Origin of the sequence: Actinomadura macra NBRC 14102 (genome assembly GCF_001552215.1) — a bacterium.
Lineage (GTDB): Bacteria > Actinomycetota > Actinomycetes > Streptosporangiales > Streptosporangiaceae > Spirillospora > Spirillospora macra.
In genome coordinates this window covers 72,551-91,160 of sequence record NZ_BCQT01000020.1, presented here as the reverse complement: position 1 = coordinate 91,160, position 18,610 = coordinate 72,551, and the positions used below count along the sequence as shown (strand labels likewise).

Genomic DNA, 18,610 nt, shown 5'->3' with positions numbered 1-18,610 from the left:
GAAATCTCCTAAGCGGTGAGGGAACGCGCCGACCGGCAGGGGCCACCGGCGGGCGCCTCCACGCTGCTGGCATCAGGAGTATATGGGGTTTGAGAGGCGTTCTTGGCATCGGTGCCGACGATGACCCGGAGCCGCACGCTCTGCGGAAAATAGTTAGGTCTTGACATCTTAGCGGTAAGGCTGCTTAGACTCTAGCCCTGATCAGAGCCCTGATCAGGCGATATTCCCCTCCGTTCCGGCAGGAGCACTCCATGAGGTTCAAACGTTGGGTTGCTGCGGCGATGGTCGCGACGATGGGCCTGGCGGCTTCGGGCTGCGGCGGCTCGGACGGCGGCTCCAACGGCGGCAGTGGACTCGAGAAGACCGACATCAAGATCGGCGTGCTCCCCCTCGCTGACTACGCGGCCGTCTATTGGGCCGATCAGAAGGGATTCTTCAAGAAAGAGGGGCTGAATGTCACCCTCCAGCCCATCCAGGGCGGCCCGGTGGGCGTCCAGAAAGTCGTCTCGAACGAGCTCGAGGTCAGCTTCTCGAACTCGATCAGCTCCTCCATCGCCAGTGACAAGGGCGCCCCGATCAAGACGATCGCGATCACCTCGAGCCTCGGCCCCGGCACCAACACGATCTTCGTGAAGCCGGATTCACCCATCAAGGACATCAACGGGCTCGACGGAAAGACCATCGGCGTCAACACCGTCAACAACATCGGCGACGTCACATTCAAGAACCTAGCGACCTCCATGGGCCTCAACGTGAAGCCCAAGTGGGTCGAGGTGCCCTTCCCAGAAATGATCAATGGCGTCAAGAGCGGGTCCATCCAGGCGGGATACCTGCCCGAGCCGTTCGCCACCGCGGCGCGGAAGGAGCGCCTGCGGCCGGTCGTCGACCTCACCAACGGCCCGAACCGGGCGCTGCCCGCGGCCACGTTCGTGATCAGCACAATGTTCGCCAAGACCAGTCCCCGGACCACCGAGGCCGTGCAGCGGGCGATCAACGCCGCGTCGAAGGACATGAGCTCCAAGGAGGCCGAGTTCCGCGCGTGGATCCCGTCGGTGTCCAACACCTCGAAGGAGGCGGCCGAGGTGATGAGGCTGCCGATCTTCGAGTCGGAGAACTCGGTGGAGAAGCTGCAGCGGGTCGCCGACACGCTGATCCGGCTCGGGCTCGTCAAGAAGGGGTACCGCGCGTCCGAGTACACCTTTGTCCCTGGCAAGGGCTGAGGGATGCGGCTCATCAGGGAGGACATCGGCGGCAGGGCGCGCGCCGCGCTCGGCGTGGCTGGGGTCGTCGGCGCCGGAGTCCTGGCCGAGGCGCTGGTGCGCGGCGGGGTGATCACCGCCGCGGGCGTCCCGCTGCCCAGCGCCGTGCTGGAGCGGGCGGGCGGTCTGCTGGCCGACGGCGAGTTCCTCGAGCAGGTCTTCTTCACCCTGCGGGAATGGATGCTGGGGGTGGGGATCGCCACCGCCGTCGGCGTCGTGCTGGGCGGGCTCATGGGGGCGATCACCAGGGTGTTCGTCATGTTCGAGCCCACGGTGGAGCTGTTGCGCCCGCTTCCCTCGATCGCGGTGGGGCCGCTGCTGGTGCTGCTGCTGGGCTCGGGCATGCTGCCGCTGTCGCTCACGGTGGCGGTGGCGTGCCTGTGGCCGATTTTGTTCAACACGATCTACGGGGTGCGGGCGGTGGAGGCGGTGGCGGTGCAGACGGCCCGTACCCTGCACATCTCCCCGCTGGGCATCATCGCCAAGATCAGGCTGCCCAGCGCGCTGCCATTCGTCTTCACCGGTGTCAGGGTCGCCGCCTCCATCGGCCTCATCGTCGCGGTGAGCGCGGAGCTGCTGATCGGCAACGGGTCCGGCATCGGCGGCTACATCCTGGTGAAAAGCACCAGCGCCACCAACCTGGACCTGGTGTACGCCGCCACGCTGGTGGCGGGCCTGCTGGGGGTGCTGGTCAGCATGGCGTTCGCGGCGATCGACAAGCTGGCGTTCGGTTGGCGGAAGGGACTGGCCCAGTGAGCGCCGCGCCGCCTCCCGCCGCGTCTCCTTCCGCCGCGACGCGTTCCGCCGAGCCCAGTCCTGCCGCGGCCGATCCCGCAGCGGCCTCCCGGCCCGGAAACGGCTCGCGCACGGCCGGGTTGCTCGGCGGAACGGCCTGGCGGCTGATCGCGCCGGCGGTCCTGCTGCTCCTGTGGTGGCTGTGCTCGCGGCACGAGACCTGGGGGCTTTTCATCGCGCCGCCGCAGGACGTGTTCCCCCGGTTCTTCCAGGACTTCCTGAGCACCCGGCCGTCAAGGCTGTTCCTCGGCGAGGTGGCGTGGGACCACCTGCTCCCCAGCCTGGGCCGCGCCCTGCTGGGCTTCCTCCTCGCCCTGGTGACGGGCGTCGTCATCGGCGTCGCCCTGGGGATCTGGCCGGTGATGGCGGCACTCTGCGAGCCGCTGATCCACCTGGGCCGATCCCTGCCGACCCCGGCGCTGCTGGGGGTGTTCTTCTTCCTGTTCGGCACGGGAGACTGGCCGAAGATCCTGCTCATCGCCTTCGGGGTCGTCTGGCCCATCCTGTTCAACACCATCGACGGCGTGCACTCGATCGGCGCCGTACGGGCCCAGGTGGTGGAGGTGTTCAAGATCCCGGCGCGGCGGGCGCTCGTCCGGGTCGTCCTCGCCGGGGCATCGCCGAAGATCTTCGCGGGGGCCCGGATCGCGCTGTCGCTGTCGCTGATCCTGATGATCATCTCGGAACTACAGAAGTCCAAGAACGGCCTCGGCTACCTGCTCGTCACGACCCAGCGGAACTTCGACTACGTCGCGTTCTGGACGATCCTGGTGACGCTGGCCGTGGTCGGCGTGGTCCTCAACGTCGTCCTCATCCGTATCGAACGCCGGACGCTTGCCTGGCATCGAGGGGAGTCCTCACAGCATGACTGACGTGCGCGTGCCCGCGGAGCTGGAGATCAAGGAGGTCTCCAGGACGTTCGGGACCCACACCGCGATCGCCGACATCACGGCCCGGATCCCGGCGGACAAGGTCACCTGCATCGTCGGCCCCTCCGGGGCGGGCAAGACGACGCTGCTGCGGATCATCAGCGGCCTGGACAAGCCGACCACAGGCGAGGTCGTCTTCGAGGGGTCGCCGGTGGACGGCGTCCCCGACGACCTGGCGATGGTGTTCCAGGACTACTCGCGCTCGCTGTTCCCGTGGATGCGCGTGGGGGCCAACATCGCCTTCCCGCTCGGCCACCTGCCCAAGGGCGAACGGCGCGAGATCGTACGGGAGAGCATCGAGGCTGTCGGCCTGGCCGGCAAGGAGCGCCTCTACCCGTGGCAGATGTCTGGAGGCATGCAGCAGCGCGTGGCCATCGCCCGCGCGCTGGCCTGCCGCCCCCACCTGCTGGTCATGGATGAGCCATACGCGTCGGTGGACGCCCAGACCCGTGCCGGCCTGGAGGACCTCCTGCTGCAGATCCAGGCCCGGCTGAACATCACCGTGCTGGTGGTCACGCACGACATCGACGAGAGCGTCTACCTGGCCGACACCATCATCGTGATGTCCCGTGCGCCCAGCGTCGTCACCGAGGTGATCGACGTCGGGCTGCCCCGGCCGCGTGACCAGATCACCACCAAGCAGGAACCGGAGTTCGTCCGGATCCGGACGCGGGTGCTAGGGCTGCTGCGCGGAGTCGGGCAGCCCGCCGAGGACGATGTCTCCGCCCATGCGTGACCCGAGGTGGGAGGGCGGGAGAGCGCATGCGCAATCCGGTGCTCGGAGCCGGGCTGGTCGTCGGCAGCCAGTGGGCCCTCGCCCCCTTCGAGCTGGTGCTCCCGCTACCGTGGCCTGAGGCCGTCGCCGCGCGAGGCCCGGCCCGGCGGGGTCTACGTGGCGGGCATGACCGACCTGACCGCGCGGTTCAGGGCGGCCCTGCGACCATCGGCGTGCATCGTCCCGTCGCGGGCCTGGCCGAGCTGCGTCGGGTACGCCGGGACGGTGATGGGCTGCGGATCGGGGCCCTGCTGACGCACCCGGTCCGGCCGACCGGGTGCTGCGGTCGAACGGGGCGGCTTCCAGTGGCTGGAGAGGACTGAAGTGACGGCTCAGATCTCGGGGCGGGACGGCACCCGCCGGGACCGGCCAGGCCAAGGTGCCGATGGCCGAGGACATCCCCGTCCGCTTCGCCTCAATCACCCAGGAGCAGGGCCATGGCGCCGGCCCGTTCGGGACCAACGGAATGGGCGAGGGCACCACGCTCCCGGCGGCCCCCGCCATCGCCCAGGCCATCGCCGCCGCCACCGGCGCCCAGCTCACGGCCCTCACCATGTCCCGAACGGGTCCTCACCGTCCTGGACGCCCGCTCCCCTCGCATCCCCCGGTCGTGACCGTCGTGACCGGGATCAGGAGGCGGCGGAGCCGCCGATGACGGCCTCGGCCTCGATCTCGACGGTGAGGCCGGGCTCCACCAGGCGGCTGACCTCGACCAGGGTGGAGCAGGGGAAGTCGCCGGTGAAGAACTCGGCGCGAGCCCGGCCGACCTCGGCCTTCTCACCGATGTCGGTGACGTAGACGCGCAGGGTGACGATGTCGTCCATCCGGCCGCCCGCCGCGGCGAGCAGGTGCCGGATCTTCAGCAGCGTCTGCCGGGTCTGGTCGTAGGTGGAGCCGTCGCCCAGGACTCCCCCGGCGTCGTCCCCGGCGTGCATGCCGGAGGAGTAGAAGTGCCCGCCGACCACCCGGGCGTTACTGAACATCGTCGACCTGGGCGGCTCGGCGACCTGGGGCGAGCGTACGGCGGTCATGCCGGCACCTCCGATGCGTTGTCGTTCGCCGCCGCGCGCTTGCGTTCGGCGAATTCCCGGGTGAGGCGTTCGCGGACCGGGACGAAGTCGTAGGTAGGGTAGAAATCGGTGGAGAACACGCCCCAGGCGCGCCGTTCCAGCTCGACGTTGACCAGGTTGAGCTCGGCGACGGGCAGGCGGAGCGTGACGATCTGGCCGATGCCCATCGCCACCACCCAGGACACGATCTCGCAGCCCTCCGGCGGGAAGCCGGTCCACCAGTCCCGTTCGTCCAGCTTGCCGTGGATCTGGTCGATGTTCTGCGACTGGTCGTGCCGCAGGAACACCGTCAGCATCATCGTGTCGCCCGGCATGAGCGCGCCCTCTCCTGTTCCGCTGATCACTTGGCGTGTTGGAGGATCCGCTCGGCCTGCGCCCTGGCGGCGGTGTCGTACATCCGCCTGATGCGGGCCACGCCGAGGTCGTGCTGGTACATGTGCTCGCCCTGGTCGGCGTCGGGCGCCATCCGTTCGAGCATGTCGCGGTCCTGTTCAAGCACGGCCCAGTGCTTCTGCTCCAGGGCCGCCCGGTAGAGGAACCGCCACACGTCCCGCTCCCAGCCGCCGACCCGCCGGGTGCGCCAGTGGAAGACGGCGGACTCGGCCGAGGTGATGGGGGTGACCATGCCGACGATGCCGAACGGGCCGCCGGGGCCTCCCTCGGGGCCGTACGGGATCTGCAGGTCCACGTAGTGCAGAGCGGCGTGGTCGACGAACTCGACCCAGTCGAAGTTCTTGCCCACCTGGTCGGTCTTCTCGAAGAAGAACCCGCGCTCGGTCTCCCTGATGCGGAACCGCGCGGAGGTGTCGCCGGCGAACATCGAGTGCGACTGCCGGTGCAGGAAGGTCCCGTGCATCGGGTCGAGCACGTTGTCGAGGTAGAACCGCCAGGGCGTCCGCCACTCGGCGTAGTTGGGAAAGTACGCGACCTGCGGATCGGCCAGCCGGTCGGGCAGGACGAACTCGGGCGCCTTGGTCGCGGGGATCGCCGGAAAGAAGGCGAAGATCGTGTCGGCGGCCTCGACGACCTCCAGGCTGATCGCGGCCTGCTTGCCCTCCAGCGCGCAGCCCGGCATGCCCGGCACCTTGCGCACGGTGCCGGTGCCGTCGACCTCGACCCCGTGGTACTGGCACATCACCCGGTCGCCGAGGTGCTGCCCGGCCGACAACGGGGCGTTGCGGTGCGGGCACCGGTCGGCCAGCATGGACAGCGTGCCCCGCGAGGTGCGGAACAACAGCCAGTCCTTGCCGAGCCGGGTCACCTTGCGCATCTCGCCGTCACCGACCATGCGCGACGGCAGCACCGGGTACCAGCGGTCGCGCAGGCCGGTGGCCCGCAGCTCGTCGTAGGTCAGGGGGCCGACGTTGCGGCCCGGCGTGATTCGCTGTGTCGTCGTCATGTCAGGCCCCCAGCCTGGCGATCTCGGTGCGGAACGACTCTTCGGTCCAGGGCTCCCCCGCGGGCGACCGCGAGCCGCGCTCGTTGAGCCCCTGGACGAGCCGGCCCAGCTCGTAGGCTCCGCTCGCGAAGACCTCCTGGAGGAGCCCGGCCAGCTTGTGCTCGTACGGGGACAGCTCGCCCTCACGAGTTTGGTGGGGCTCCAGATATTGGTGGGGTTCCAGATAGGGGTCGCTCATTGTTCCTCTCCATGGGGCGTGGGTACCGATGCGGGGACGACGCGCGGAGCCAGCGCCGCCAGGCCGTTGACAATGGCCACGAAGGAGCCGATCCAGGCGCCGACCGAGAGGGGCCGGGTGGCGTGCGCCGGGGGGTCGGCGTGGTCGATCAGGACGAAGACACCGTTGTCGATCTCTCCCGCGAGCCGCTGCGAGGCCGCGATCCCGGACGTGCCGCCGGGGCCCGTCCCGCCGTCCCGGGCCGCGCACAGCACCAGTGCGGGCACGGCGACGACGGGCAGCTCGGGCGTGACGTCGCCCCAGCGGGTGACCGGATCGCAGTCGGCCAGCAGCAGGCTCGCCACCAGCTCGGGCCGGGTGGTCGCCAGCCGGACGGCGACAGCCCCGTCCTCGCCGGTGGCCAGGACGTGCGCGGGCGTCCCGAGTTCCTCGATCGTGGCCGCGGCCGTCGCGGCCCTCTCGTCAAGGCCGGCGCCCTCCGGAAGCACGACGGTGCGGCTCGGGACCTCGCGTGCCTCGGGTGGCGTCCAGCCCTGTGCGGCGTCGGCGCTGTGCAAGCGGAGCACGATGCCCGTCCTACGGGTCTCCATGATCACTCCGTGGTGTGGGGGACGTGGACGGGAGGGACGAACGGGCGCGGCGCCGGGCTGAGGGCGGTGACGTCGACCTCCAGGACGAAGGGGGCGCGCAGGGCGAGCGCCTTCTCCAGGGCGGCGTCGAACTGCGCCGCGCTAAGTGCCAGCTCGTACGGCAGGCCGACCGAGGCCGCGAGGAGGGCGAAGTCCGGGGTCAGCAGGTCCACGCCCGAGCGCCGGCCGACATGCTCGTCCTGCATGTTGCGCAGAACCCCGTAGCCGCCGTCGTTGAAGACGATCAGTACGCACCACGGGGCGGCTTCTGCGAGCGTGGCCAGCTCGCCCAGGTGCACGGCGAGGCCGCCGTCGCCGGCGAGCACGGCCGTGGGGGCGTCCGGGCGGGCGAGGGCCGCGCCGATCCCCATGGCCAGGCCCTGGCCGATGCCGCCGCCCAGCGGGAAGATGTTGGTGCGCGAATCGTAGATCTCCAGCAGCCGGTTGCCCCACGAGGAGGACGGGATCGTCACGTCCCGGGCAACCACCGACGCGCGCGGCAGCCGGGCCCGCAGGGACGCGCAGACCTCCCGGTAGGCGCCGATCTCCTCGCCCAGCGCCCGCCGCGCTCGCGCGCGCGTGTCGATCACCCGGCGCCGCCAGGCGGGATCGGCGACCGGCGGACCCAGGGCCGCCAGCAGCGCCGGCAGGGCCTCGGCGGCCTCCGCGGCGATGCCCTCGGTGACCGGGTACACCCTGCCGATGGCGGCCGGATCGAGGTCGATCTGCACATGGGTGCGCGGCGGTTCGAGCCCGTAATGCCGGGTCTCGTTGGAGCGGAAGTGCGTGCCGATGCTGAGCAGTAGGTCCGCGTCGGCGATCAATGGAGCGAGCTCGGGACGGGCGGCGAAATTGCCCAGCACCAGCTCGTGGTCCTCGGGCACCGTTCCCCGGCCGGCGTTGCTGGTCAGCAGGCCCGCGCCGAGGCGTTCGGCCAGCTCGCCCAGCGCGGGTCCGGCGGATCGCGCGCCGCCGCCCGCCCAGATCAGCGGGCGCTCGGCCGCCGTCAGCAGCCGGGCCGCCCGGGCCAGTGCGGCGCCGTCCCGTACGGGAGCCGGGCCCGGTGACGCCGAGGGCGGCGCGCCGCCGTCCTGGTCAGCGGGCGAGGCCGCGTACTGAAGGTCGATGGGCCATTCCACACTGGCGGGTGCGTACGGTGCGGTCAGCAGGTCGTCGATGGCCTCGCGCAGGACCCGCCGCGCGTCCCGCGCACGCCGGACGGTGGCGGTGAAGCGGGACACCGCGGCCAGCATCTGCGGCTGCCGGGGGACCTCGTGGATCACCCCCCGTCCCGCCCCCAGGAACTCGCTCTCGATCTGCCCCGTCACGTGCAGCACCCGGCTGCCCGCCGTCAACGCCTCCACCAGCGAACCGGCCGCGTTGCCCGCGCCCGTGCCGGTGCTGGTGATCGCGACGCCGAACGCGCCGCCCGCCCGCGCGTAGCCGTCCGCGGCGTTGACGGCGGCGGCCTCATGCCGGACTGGCACGAAGCGCAACCGGCGTTCGATCGCCTCGACCAGCGGCAGGTTGTGCACGCTGACGACGCCGAACGCGCACTCCACGCCGTGCTCTTCGAGCAGGGCGACGAGGATGTCGCCGCCGCTGGCGCGGCGGGCGGCTGGGGGGGACATGCTTTCCTCCTGAAGGGTCGCGGGCGGTGGACGGTCAGGCGTGCCTGGCGATGCCGCCGCCGATGTCGAGGGTCGCGCCGGTGGTGTAGCCGGACAGCGGGGACAGCAGCGAGACGATGGGAAACGCGACCTCCTCGGGCCGGCCCAGCCGACCGAGCGGGATGCCCCGGTCCGCGGCCAGCTCGCGGGTCCATTCCTTGTAGCCGAGCCCACCGGCCGCGGCCCGGTGGCGGCGCCGCCACTGGCCGGTGTCGATCAGCCCGAGCAGTACCGAGTTGACACGGGTCCCCTGCGGGCCCAGCGTGCCCGCCAGCGTGCGGGTCAGGTTGAGCAGCGCCGCCCGCGCGGACGAGGTGACGGCCAGCCGCGCCTCCGGCTGGCGCGCCAGGATCGCGTTCACGACAACGATCGAGGCGTCCGCGGAGTCCGCCAGATGGGGGCGGGCGGCCCGGACCGCATGCAGCGTGCCGAAGATCTTCAGCTCGAACTCGGCGCGGATCTGGTCGTCGGTCGTCTCGTCCAGCGGCGCCATCAGCGACCGCCCGGCGTTGCACACCAGCCCGTCGATCCTGCCGCCCAGCGCCCCGGCGGACGCCGCGACGAACTCCTCGACCTGCTCGGCGCGGGTCACATCGCAGGAGGCGGCGTGCAGCCTGCCCGGGCCCGCCTCGGCGTACGGAGCGAGCGCGGCGCGCAGCCGATCGCCGTCGCGCGCGCAAGCCGCGACGGCGGCGCCCTCTGCCAGAAGCATCCGGGCCGTGGCCAGCCCGATGCCCGAGCTGGCGCCGGTCACCACGACAGCGCGGCCGTTCAGTCCAAGATCCATCTCATCCTCTCCACCGATGACCTGAGCGCTTTCCCCGAAGCACGCCTCAGTGCATGACGAAGCCGCCGTCCACGACGAGCGTCTGGCCGGTGATGTAGCCCGCGTCGGGTGACAGCAGGAAGGTCACGGCACCGGCGACGTCTCGCGGTTCCTGGTCGCGCGGCAGCACCCGGTTGCGCTCGTAGAGCTCGTACCGCTCTCGCGGGACGGTCTCGGTGGCCTCGCCGCGGACGAGTCCGGGGGCCACGGCGTTCACCCGTACCCCATCAGGCCCGGCATCGCGGGCCATGCTCCTGGTCATCGCCGCAACCGCGCCCTTGGACGCGACGTAGTGGGCCAGCCTGGGCGACCCGTACAGCGCCGCGTCGGACACCATGTTCACGATCGCCCCTCCGCTGCGGGCGAGCTGCGCGTACAGGGCGCGCGACACCAGCCAGAGCCCCCGGACGTTGACGGTCAGGACACGGTCGAAGGACTCCACGTCCAGGGCGTGAAACGGCAGCCCGCCCACCCCGTCGGCCAGCGCGGCGTTGTTGACCAGGCCGGTGGCGCCGCCCAGCGCCTCGACCTCGGCGGCCAGCCGCTCGACGGAGCCGGGGTCGGCCACGTCGGTGTCCACCCGGTGGACGGCGATCCCCCGCCCGGCCAGCGCCGCACAGCCGCGCTCGGCCAGCTCGGGACGCAGTTCCGCGACGACGATCCGGGCTCCCGCCGCGCCCAGGCGTTCGGCGATCGCCAAGCCCAGCCCGCGTCCCGCCCCCGTGACGACCACCAGCGCCTCGCTCATCGAGCCGCCCTCCCCCGCCGGGAACCCGCAGCGGCCATGAAGGCGGCGAGGTGACCGGCGACGAGTTCGGGCCGCTCCTGGGACGCAGCGTGCCCGGCGCGCGGGACGATCTCGAAAGCGGCACCCGGGATGCGCCGGGCCAGCAGCCGCGCCTCGGGCACTCCGGTCACCCGGTCATGCTCGCCGACGAGAACCAACGTGGGGATCTCGATGGCGGCGAGGAGGTCGCCGTGGTCGGTGCCGGCCATCATCTCGGCCGCGCCCCGGTAGCCGGGCAGCCGCACGGTGCCCATGTGCCGCTCGACCTCGGCGAGGACGGTGGGGTCGGCGTCCGGCCGGGTAAGGCGCGGGCTGCGCCGCCGGGCGAACTCGGGCGCGCCGAGCACCTCCAGCTCCGCTGCCCGATCCCGCATGGCCCGTGCCCTGTCAGCGTCCACACCCGAGCCACGGGTGCTGTCGATGAGGGTGAGCGTGCGCAGCGACTCCGGGTTCTCCACCGCGACGCGGGTGGCGATCACACCACCCCAGGACACTCCCGCCAGGTGCGCGGGCGAGGCGTCCAGCGCCGCCAGCAAGTCCACCACGGCGGCCGCGTACCCCTGGACATTCGCCGGGACGGGACCGTCGTCGGACTCGCCGTAGCCTGGCGCGTCCCACGCGATGACGCGGAAACCCGCCGAGACCAGCCGTTGCGCCACCGCGCGGAAGCCGTCAGCGCGGCCTCCGATGCCGTGCAGCAACATGACCGGCGGCCCGTCACCCGCGACCCGGGCGGCGATGCCCCGGTGCCGGACGCCGGCGCCCCAGGCGGCGCCGTCGAACGTGGTCATATCAGCGTCACCGCCCGTCCGGCGATGTCGCGGATCGCCCTCAGCACCGCGTGCGGGACCAGCGCGCTCGTCGCGGGATTGTCCGGGGAGGGCACGTTCCTGATCTGGAACGAGTGCTCGCCCGCGTCGCTGCCGACCTCGATGCGGTGGACGGTGTCGGCGCAGGCGGGATCGGCTCGCACGACGGCCTCCACCAGGTCCCAGTTTCCGGCGGCGCTCGCCACCGAGGCCGCGACGTTGGCCGATCTGGGGAACGCACGGGCGACCGTGGCCGGAGAACCGCGCAGCAGCTCGACGGGGGCTGCCAGGGTGCGCAGCCGCTCCCGTTCCGCCTCGTCCATCCAGGGTTGGACCAGTGTCGTGGCGCGCTTGGTGGTCTCGATCCGCACGCGGCGCAGCGCGCCGGACTCGGCCAGCGCCCGGATCACCTCCAGCCCGCCGATCGCGCCGGTCGACAAGTAGAGCCGGCCGGGCCCCCCGGTCAGCACGGACCTGGCCGCCGGGGCGCACAGCGCGCCGACCGAGACGGCGAGCAGGTCGATGCCGCAGGCCACCACCCGCGCGCCGAGGTCCTCCAGCACCGGGTGCCCCGCCGCCTCCACGACCAGGTCGGCCGTCTCCGGCAGCGACTCCGGCGGCAGCGGCGCGCCGTCGGCCGGAAACGGCGGCACGCCCTGCTCGTACCTGACACCCCCGCGGGAGTCGAACACCCCGGCCAGGCGGGCGCCCTCCACGTGCCCGGCGGCGAGGGCCAGCGCGACCGGCCGCCCGATCGCGCCGCGCCCGAGGACCACGACCCGCAGCGGAACCCGGCCGGGGCTCACCGGTCCCCCGCGCGGCCGAAGTATCCGGGATCGGGGATGCCCGCCATGTGCTCGCGCACCGACGCGGGAGGCGGCCCGGCGGTGCCCCACTGGTCGGACAGCTCGGGGGTGCGCGGCCACACCCGGCACAGCCAGGCGTCCTCGTCGATCTGCGCGACCTCGGAGGTGTACTCGCAGACCAGCCCCGCCGGGTCGGTGAAGTAGGAGAAGGTGTTGTCGCCCGGCCCGTGCCGTCCAGGCCCCCACATCGGGGCGATGCCGGCGCGCTTGAGCTTGCCGATGCCGCGCATGAAGTGATCGATGGACGGCAGCTCGTAGGCCACGTGGTTAAGGGACGTCCACGGCGCCTGGTTGAAGGCGATCACGTGGTGGTCGGAGTTGCAGCGCAGGAACGACATCTGGTGCTCGGACCAGTCCGACACCCGCATGCCGAGGACCCGGGTGTAGAACCCGGTCGTCGCGTCGATGTCCACGGTGTTGAGGACGGCGTGCGCGAGCTTGCGCGGCACGGCCTCCCGGCCGCGGATGTCCCGGTAGGGCACGGCCTCCAGCTCGACCGACAGCTCGACCAGCCGTCCCTCCGGGTCGACGAACCAGAGCCCGTACCCGCCGCCGGCGCCGTCCAGCGGGCCCGGCTCGCGCACGACCGGGACGTCCAGCGCGGCCAGCGCGCGGGCGGCGTCGTCGACCTCCCGGCGGGTGCGCAGTGCGAATGCGATCTTGCCCAGCGCGTTCCGCTCGCCGTGGGCCAGGTGCAGGATGTGGTGCTCGGTGCCGGTGCCGCGCAGCCAGGCGGCGGTGCCGTCGCGCTCGACGGCCGACAGCCCCCATGCCTCGGTGTAGAAGTCGGCGGCCGTTCCGGGATCGGGCATGAGCAGGGTCACCGAGCACAGCGAGTGCGGGAGCGCGACCGGGGGGCCGGGTTCGAAAGTCATCGGGATTCCTTCGTTCGGGGGCGGCCGGTGGGCGAGACGGCCGGGCGGGGCGGGACAGACCGGCCTGGGGGGAAGCGGGCCGACGTCAGACGTCGAGCGTGATCTCCGATCCCGTGGCCCGGGAGACGCAGACGAACATCGTGGCTCCCGCCGCACGCTCGTCCTCCGACAGCAGGAAGTCGCGATGGTCGACCGCTCCGGCCAGGACCTTCATCTCGCAGGTGCCGCAGATGCCCTCGGTACACGAGCTGGGCACGTCGATCCCCGAGGCGGCCAGCGCGGCCAGCGCGCTGGTACTGGCGGGCACGGTGACGCGGACGTCCGACCGGGCGCAGACGATGTCGAACGGCGCGTCGCCGCCCGCGGGAACGCTCGGCTCGGGCGCCCTGAAACGCTCGATGCGCAGGCACCCCCTGCCGCGCAGCGCCTCCTCCGCGGACCGGATCATGGCCTCCGGGCCGCAGCAGTAGACCAGCGTGCCGGGATCGGGATCGGCGAGAAGGTCCGCGAGCGGCGGTGGGCCGCCGGCGACGTCGTCCTCGTGCAGGACGACGCGGTCGGCGCCGAGGGCGAGCAACTCGCCGACGAAGGCCATGCGCGGCCGTGACCGGCCCGCGTACAGCATCCGCCAGTTGGCCCCCCGGGCGTGCAGGTCGCGGGCCATGGCCAGGATCGGGGTGATCCCGATGCCACCGGCCACCAGCAGGTAGCCGCTCGCCGGTTCGAGCGCGAAGGTGTTGCGGGGGCCGGTCACGGTGACGATCTCGCCCACCCGCAGCCGCTCGTGCACGTACGCGCTGCCGCCGCGCGAGGCGGGCTCGCGCAGCACCGCCACCGCCCATCCGGTCCTGTCGTCCGGGCGCGAGCACAGCGAGTACTCCCGCGTGAGCCCGCCGCCCAGCCCGAGGGAGAGGTGGGCACCGGGCTCCCAGGCGGGCAGCGGCCTCCCGGACGGGTCGGCGAGGCGCAGGCTCAAGACGCCCTCCGCCTCCCAGGTCATCTGGGTGACTTGGAGCGACCGCGACTCGTCGTTACTCATGGCTGGGCCTCCCGGACTGTGCTCGCCCATGAACGCATGCGCGCGGTCAGCGCGTGACGCCGTACATCTCGGAGGACTCGGGATAGGTCGGCAGCCGCGGCTTGCGGGAGCCGATGACGACGCAGAACAGCGCGTCCGTCTCGCCCACGTTCCTGAGGCTGCGCGGCACCCCGGCGGGCACCCGGATCAGGTCGCGGTAGCCCAGCACCCGCTTCGCTGTCTTGGTTCCGTCCTCGACGTCGTGCAGCGCGACCTCCAGCGTCCCCTCCAGCACGAAGAAGACCTCCTCGGCGTCGTGGTGGGTGTGCTCGGGGCCGACGGCGCCGGCGGGCAGGCGCATGTTGGAGAAGGTGAAGTGCTCGGCCGGGAGGGTGCGGGCGTCGTCCTCGTGGTTCCCAGTGGCACCCGAGCCGATGTAGCGGATCTGGCCACGCCGGAACCGGTCGCCGCCGGCCGCCGCCTGGAAGCCCAGCGTGTCCCAGTCCTCGTAACGGCTCTCCCGCGAGGCGATGCACGCATCGATCAGCGTCTCGAGGTCGGTGTGCGTCTCCACGGTGCTCATTCGGGCTCCCCTCAGTCATTTTTGCCTCAGTGCTAAGCTACTTCTATCATGGATCGCGCAACCTGAGGGAGTCAACCGGGCACTGAAGCCTCTCCCTTGTACGGAGTTCCTGCTTGAAGTCCCGCCGAGCATGGGTGCGCTGAGCGCACTCAGGTGGTCGAATCTAAGAGGTAAGTATCTTTAATCTAAGGAGACAACAGGTGAGGAAGGTACCACTCGGCGCCGACGAGATCTTCGTCGGCGGGCGCTGGGAGCGCGGCGGCGGCGAACCGATCGAGGCCGTCGACCCCGCCACCGGCCGCGTCTTCCACCGGTTCCACGGCGCCTCGGTGGACGACGTGGAGAACGCGGTGACCCGCGGCCGAGCCGCCGCCGATGACAGCGGCTGGCGGGACGCGCTGCCGCACGAGCGCGCCGCCGTGCTCCGCGCGATCGGTGATGCGATCGCCGCGACCGCGGAGGAGATCTCGGCAGTGCAGACGACGGACACCGGTAAGACGCTGGCCGAGACGCGCGCCCTCGCGCTGAGCGCCGCCGGCACCTTCCGCTTCATGGCCGCCGCGCTGGAGACGATGGAGGAGGCGGTCACCCCCTCCCGGGGCCCCTACCTCACCATGACCGCACACGAACCGTACGGCGTTGTCGGCGCGATCACGCCGTGGAACTCCCCGATCGCCAGCGACGCGCAGAAGGCGGCGCCGGCGCTGGCGGCGGGCAACGCGGTCGTGCTGAAACCCTCGGTCTGGGCGCCATGCGTGTCACTGCTGCTGGCCCGGGTCTGCGAGCGGGCGGGCCTGCCGGCCGGGCTGCTGTCGGTACTCCCCGGCTCCGGCCGGGTCGTCGGGGACGCGATCGTCCGGCACCCGCTGGTCGGCAAGGTCTCCTTCACCGGGGGCACGGCCACCGGACGGGCCATCGGCAGGCTGGCGGCCGACAAGATCATGCCCGTCACCCTGGAACTGGGCGGCAAGTCGCCGACCATCGTTTTCCCCGACGCCGATGTCGAGCGGGCCATCGCCGGGGTGCTGTTCGGCATCTTCTCCTCCACCGGGCAAAGCTGCGTCGCCGGCTCGCGAGTGTTCGTCCACGAGAGCGTCTACCAGGACTTCGTCGGCACACTGGTGTCCCGGACGCGGCGGCTGCGGGTGGGGCCCGGCACCGACCCCTCTACCCAGGTGGCGCCGCTGGTCACCGGCGAGCACCGCGACCGGGTGGCGCGGATGGTGGAGGCCGCAGTGACCGAGGGGGCGCGGGTGCTGTGCGGCGGCTCGATCCCGCTGGGCGGCGTCTACGACGGCGGCGCCTACTACCTGCCGACGGTGCTCGCGGGAGTCTCCAACGACGCGCCGATCTGCCGTGAGGAGATCTTCGGGCCGGTCGCGGTCGTCCTGCCGTTCGCCGACGAGGCGGACCTGGTACGGCAGGCCAACGACAACGACTACGGGCTCGCATGCGGCATCTGGACCCGGGACTACCGCCGCGCCTACCGGATCGCGCGCGCCATCGACGCCGGCACCGTGTGGATCAACACATACAAGCAGTTCAGCATCTCCACCCCGTTCAGCGGCCACAAGGCCAGCGGCCTGGGCACCGAGAAGGGCCGCGAGGGCATCAAGTCGTACATGCGCCAGAAGAGCCTGTACTGGGACCTCGGCGACCATCCCCTCCCCTGGGCCGGCGGCCAGTAAGTGTGGTCACATCTCAACCGATCCCTGGCCACCCTCAGCCGCCAATCGGTAAGCCCTCACAAACGCCAGGCGTTCGGCGGGTGATCGACGATCCGTTGTAGCCCGGCCTCGCATGGTGGCAGCTTCGCCAGGCTCCGGACGGGTGGTCTTGAGTGGAGGCCCTGGGATCGCCCGGCCTCACCCAAGATTCGAGCGGCACAGGCGCGGCCGGCCGCCGCGCAGATGTTCGCGGCCGGGGCCGCCGACGACTGGTCGCCCTGCGGTTCCGGGTGTCGCGGATGTCGGCGGACGGTGGGACCGGGCCGCGCAGGCCAACGTCCGGGTGGTGGCGATGAGGCTGAGGGGACGTGCTCCGGCCGTGCGATGGGCAGGGGCCGCAGGCCCACGACTCTTCTCCTTTCGAGCCAGGGATGAATTAACGCTGAGATGTTTCGATGCCAACGCGGGCACCCCTCAGACCCACCCCTGCGCTTTGTCACCTCCGCACGTACCGGCTGAGCTGGCACTCCTTCCTGCGGGAGATGCCGATCCGACGCCGAACACTCGATTGGGGTTGACAAGTTCTCTCACCTATAAGAGTCTTTGCTCTGAACAAAGTGGCACACGATCGGAGGCCAGGATGTCGCCGTCCATCGCCGCGATCCGCTCGATCCGCTCGGATCCAGCTCGCGACCTCGGCTCTGTCCATGTCCGCGGACATCTCGGTCAAGGTCAGCCGCAGCCTGGTGGCCATGTTGGTCGCCTGTATCCCAGCAATGAGTCGCCGCATTCCTTGGGCGAGTGCTGATCCGCGACCCGGCGTAGACGACGTCTTCCCTCATCGGCTCATTCCGGCAGGGGCCGGATCCCATCTCGGCGACCTTCCGACGTCGTGAACCGAGACTCCAAATCCGCTGGCAGCTCGTGCTGTAACGCGTTTTGGTCCAGTGACCAACAACCCCATCAAGAAACCGATTAGGAGGGTCCGATGCGACTGTTTTCGGCAGTAGCGGCTACGTCGTTCATCACCCTGGCCGGACTATCGATCGTGGCCGCGAGTCACGGGCAGCACCACCTGGTCTCGCGAGTCAACGCCGCCGAACCCCAATACCTCACATCGTCTCGCGGAAATGTGCCCAAAACCGAGGTGAGGCCTGGTCAGCTACTCACCGTACGTGCAGCGAGCGGCAACGGGATGTCGGCAGCAGCCAAGAGCTATTCGTTCTCCTACGTTTCGACCGGGTCATCGGGAGAGAAGACCGTGACCTACGGCCGACTGGACCTGCCGCGCGGCACCGCGCCGCGCCGCGGCTTCCCCGTTCTCGGCTGGGCGCCCGGTACGTCGGGTTTCGCTCCGCAGTGCGCGCCGTCGCTGCTGGGGGGCCGTTCCCTCGACGCCACGCTCAACGAATGGCTGGCACGCGGTTACGCGGTCGTACGCACCGACTACGTCGGTTGGGGGCAGGCGGCGCCGCGGCCTCTCTTGCACGGACGCAGCAACGCGGACGCGGCGATCAACGCCGTGACGGCCGCGCACGACATCAGCCACAAACTCGCTGACGACTGGATCCTGGCCGGTCACAGCGAAGGCGGCGGAACCGCAGTGTGGGCCGCCGGTACCTCGTCGGCCACGAGGGGGCACTTGAGACTGCGCGGCGCGATCGCATATGCCCCCACCGGCCCGGGCGTGGAGAAGTTCTTCCGCGATGTGCTGAACGGCGAACCGGTCGCTCAAGGAGCGCAACCCTACATCTCGGTGACCGCACTCGCAGCGTGGGCCGTCAATCCTGGGATCGACCTGAACAAGCTGGTGGCCGACCCGATGAAGCCGCAGCTGAGCAAGGCTCGTACCGAATGCATCGGTGCACTGTTCGGACTCCCGCAACTCCAGCCGGGTCAGTACCTGACCAAAGGTCCGGACGCCGACAAGCTGATGAGCTACATCAAGGCACAAGATCCGTCCTCGCTGACCATGCGTGTACCGGTCGCCATCTTCCAAGGCGGCAAGGACGAGTCCACTGTCAAGCCACCGACGACCAAGCGGATGATCCGCAATCTGTGCACCCGGGGCGCCGACATCTACTACAAGGAGTTCCCGGACGCCAACCACTCCGGTGTCATCCCCGCGGCGCAGAGCGGTGGCACCCCCTTCGACCTCGCCGCCGACATGCTCAAGGGCGAGGCAATTCCCAACGACTGCAACTAGCCTCCCGCTTTCGCGGGGGCGTGGGTGTCGCCTTGTGGTTGACCTGAGAAAAGTGCTCCTGAACTGGGAGGACAGGGCTTGCTGAAGGTCCTGTCCGTCCGAGTTCGGGAGCACTTTTCACGTGCAGACTAAACGCCGGAACGCCAAGATCGCGGCTTGTCGCGGGCGCTCGCGCGGTGGCGGGCGCCGCGGGCGGTGCACGAACTGGG

The 18,610-nt window shown here is 71.0% G+C and carries 21 protein-coding genes; 7 read left to right on the top strand and 14 right to left on the bottom strand.

All coding sequences use genetic code 11. The annotated features are described in order from the left end of the window. The first annotated feature begins 251 nt into the window (after positions 1–251). Genes AMA02S_RS32080 through AMA02S_RS32065 form a run of 4 tightly spaced genes read left to right on the top strand, consistent with a single transcriptional unit; the run spans position 252 to position 3,719 of the window. Positions 252–1,220: an ABC transporter substrate-binding protein gene (locus AMA02S_RS32080; RefSeq protein WP_067465967.1), complete on the top strand. Its 969-nt coding sequence runs from the start codon at positions 252–254 to the stop codon at positions 1,218–1,220. A gap of 3 nt (positions 1,221–1,223) precedes the next feature. Further along, positions 1,224–2,015, top strand: coding sequence for an ABC transporter permease (locus tag AMA02S_RS32075; RefSeq protein WP_067465964.1), 792 nt, complete (start codon positions 1,224–1,226; stop codon positions 2,013–2,015). Beyond that, the gene (locus AMA02S_RS32070) at positions 2,012–2,926 is read left to right on the top strand and encodes an ABC transporter permease (protein WP_218005188.1); all 915 of its coding nucleotides are present in this window, start codon (positions 2,012–2,014) and stop codon (positions 2,924–2,926) included. Before AMA02S_RS32075 ends, AMA02S_RS32070 begins: the two co-directional genes overlap by 4 nt. After that, positions 2,919–3,719, top strand: a complete 801-nt coding sequence (locus AMA02S_RS32065) for an ABC transporter ATP-binding protein (protein WP_067465958.1) — start codon at positions 2,919–2,921, stop codon at positions 3,717–3,719. The genes AMA02S_RS32070 and AMA02S_RS32065 overlap by 8 nt, the downstream gene beginning before the upstream one ends. Positions 3,720–3,871: 152 nt before the next feature. On the opposite strand, the gene AMA02S_RS43055 is transcribed toward AMA02S_RS32065, so the two are convergent. Continuing rightward, positions 3,872–4,018, bottom strand: a complete 147-nt coding sequence (locus tag AMA02S_RS43055) for a hypothetical protein (protein WP_169806927.1) — start codon at positions 4,016–4,018, stop codon at positions 3,872–3,874. Between the two features lie 125 nt (positions 4,019–4,143). Between AMA02S_RS43055 and AMA02S_RS43655 the strand changes: the two genes are divergently transcribed. Then, complete coding sequence (locus AMA02S_RS43655; RefSeq protein WP_067465955.1) at positions 4,144–4,413, top strand: hypothetical protein; 270 nt, start codon at positions 4,144–4,146, stop codon at positions 4,411–4,413. Here AMA02S_RS43655 and AMA02S_RS32055 read toward each other — a convergent pair. From AMA02S_RS32055 to AMA02S_RS31995, 13 genes are all read right to left on the bottom strand, one after another. Then, entirely contained in the window at positions 4,388–4,789 is a 402-nt protein-coding gene (locus tag AMA02S_RS32055; RefSeq protein ID WP_067465952.1) for a RidA family protein, read from the bottom strand. The genes AMA02S_RS43655 and AMA02S_RS32055 overlap by 26 nt on opposite strands. Further along, positions 4,786–5,142: a hypothetical protein gene (locus AMA02S_RS32050; RefSeq protein WP_067465948.1), complete on the bottom strand. Its 357-nt coding sequence runs from the start codon at positions 5,140–5,142 to the stop codon at positions 4,786–4,788. Before AMA02S_RS32050 ends, AMA02S_RS32055 begins: the two co-directional genes overlap by 4 nt. A gap of 26 nt (positions 5,143–5,168) precedes the next feature. Continuing rightward, complete coding sequence (locus AMA02S_RS32045; protein WP_067465945.1) at positions 5,169–6,227, bottom strand: Rieske 2Fe-2S domain-containing protein; 1,059 nt, start codon at positions 6,225–6,227, stop codon at positions 5,169–5,171. Between the two features lies 1 nt (position 6,228). Then, the gene (locus AMA02S_RS32040; protein WP_067465942.1) at positions 6,229–6,465 is read right to left on the bottom strand and encodes a recombinase-like helix-turn-helix domain-containing protein; all 237 of its coding nucleotides are present in this window, start codon (positions 6,463–6,465) and stop codon (positions 6,229–6,231) included. Further along, positions 6,462–7,055, bottom strand: a complete 594-nt coding sequence (locus AMA02S_RS42295) for an alpha/beta fold hydrolase (protein WP_157430945.1) — start codon at positions 7,053–7,055, stop codon at positions 6,462–6,464. Before AMA02S_RS42295 ends, AMA02S_RS32040 begins: the two co-directional genes overlap by 4 nt. Before the next feature lie 2 nt (positions 7,056–7,057). After that, positions 7,058–8,725 carry a thiamine pyrophosphate-binding protein gene (locus AMA02S_RS32030; protein ID WP_067465939.1) on the bottom strand — a complete coding sequence of 556 codons (1,668 nt, stop codon included), beginning with the start codon at positions 8,723–8,725 and terminating at the stop codon, positions 7,058–7,060. A 34-nt stretch (positions 8,726–8,759) separates the two neighbouring features. Then, positions 8,760–9,551, bottom strand: coding sequence for an SDR family oxidoreductase (locus tag AMA02S_RS32025; protein WP_067465935.1), 792 nt, complete (start codon positions 9,549–9,551; stop codon positions 8,760–8,762). A 46-nt stretch (positions 9,552–9,597) separates the two neighbouring features. Further along, positions 9,598–10,338, bottom strand: coding sequence for an SDR family oxidoreductase (locus AMA02S_RS32020; protein ID WP_067465932.1), 741 nt, complete (start codon positions 10,336–10,338; stop codon positions 9,598–9,600). Next, positions 10,335–11,168 carry an alpha/beta fold hydrolase gene (locus AMA02S_RS32015; RefSeq protein ID WP_067465929.1) on the bottom strand — a complete coding sequence of 278 codons (834 nt, stop codon included), beginning with the start codon at positions 11,166–11,168 and terminating at the stop codon, positions 10,335–10,337. The genes AMA02S_RS32020 and AMA02S_RS32015 overlap by 4 nt, the downstream gene beginning before the upstream one ends. Then, a complete protein-coding gene (locus AMA02S_RS32010) occupies positions 11,165–11,992 on the bottom strand; it encodes an aspartate dehydrogenase domain-containing protein (protein ID WP_067465926.1) in 828 nt (275 codons plus the stop codon). The genes AMA02S_RS32015 and AMA02S_RS32010 overlap by 4 nt, the downstream gene beginning before the upstream one ends. Continuing rightward, positions 11,989–12,927: a VOC family protein gene (locus AMA02S_RS32005; protein WP_067465924.1), complete on the bottom strand. Its 939-nt coding sequence runs from the start codon at positions 12,925–12,927 to the stop codon at positions 11,989–11,991. Before AMA02S_RS32005 ends, AMA02S_RS32010 begins: the two co-directional genes overlap by 4 nt. A gap of 85 nt (positions 12,928–13,012) precedes the next feature. Beyond that, positions 13,013–13,966: a PDR/VanB family oxidoreductase gene (locus AMA02S_RS32000; RefSeq protein WP_067465921.1), complete on the bottom strand. Its 954-nt coding sequence runs from the start codon at positions 13,964–13,966 to the stop codon at positions 13,013–13,015. A gap of 46 nt (positions 13,967–14,012) precedes the next feature. Next, positions 14,013–14,528, bottom strand: a complete 516-nt coding sequence (locus AMA02S_RS31995; RefSeq protein ID WP_067465918.1) for a cupin domain-containing protein — start codon at positions 14,526–14,528, stop codon at positions 14,013–14,015. Between the two features lie 200 nt (positions 14,529–14,728). Between AMA02S_RS31995 and AMA02S_RS31990 the strand changes: the two genes are divergently transcribed. Together AMA02S_RS31990 and AMA02S_RS31985 are read left to right on the top strand one after the other, a co-directional pair. Then, entirely contained in the window at positions 14,729–16,216 is a 1,488-nt protein-coding gene (locus AMA02S_RS31990) for an aldehyde dehydrogenase (RefSeq protein ID WP_067465915.1), read from the top strand. 967 nt (positions 16,217–17,183) lie between these two features. Beyond that, the gene (locus tag AMA02S_RS31985; protein WP_157430944.1) at positions 17,184–18,401 is read left to right on the top strand and encodes an alpha/beta hydrolase family protein; all 1,218 of its coding nucleotides are present in this window, start codon (positions 17,184–17,186) and stop codon (positions 18,399–18,401) included. The last annotated feature ends 209 nt before the right edge of the window (positions 18,402–18,610 follow it).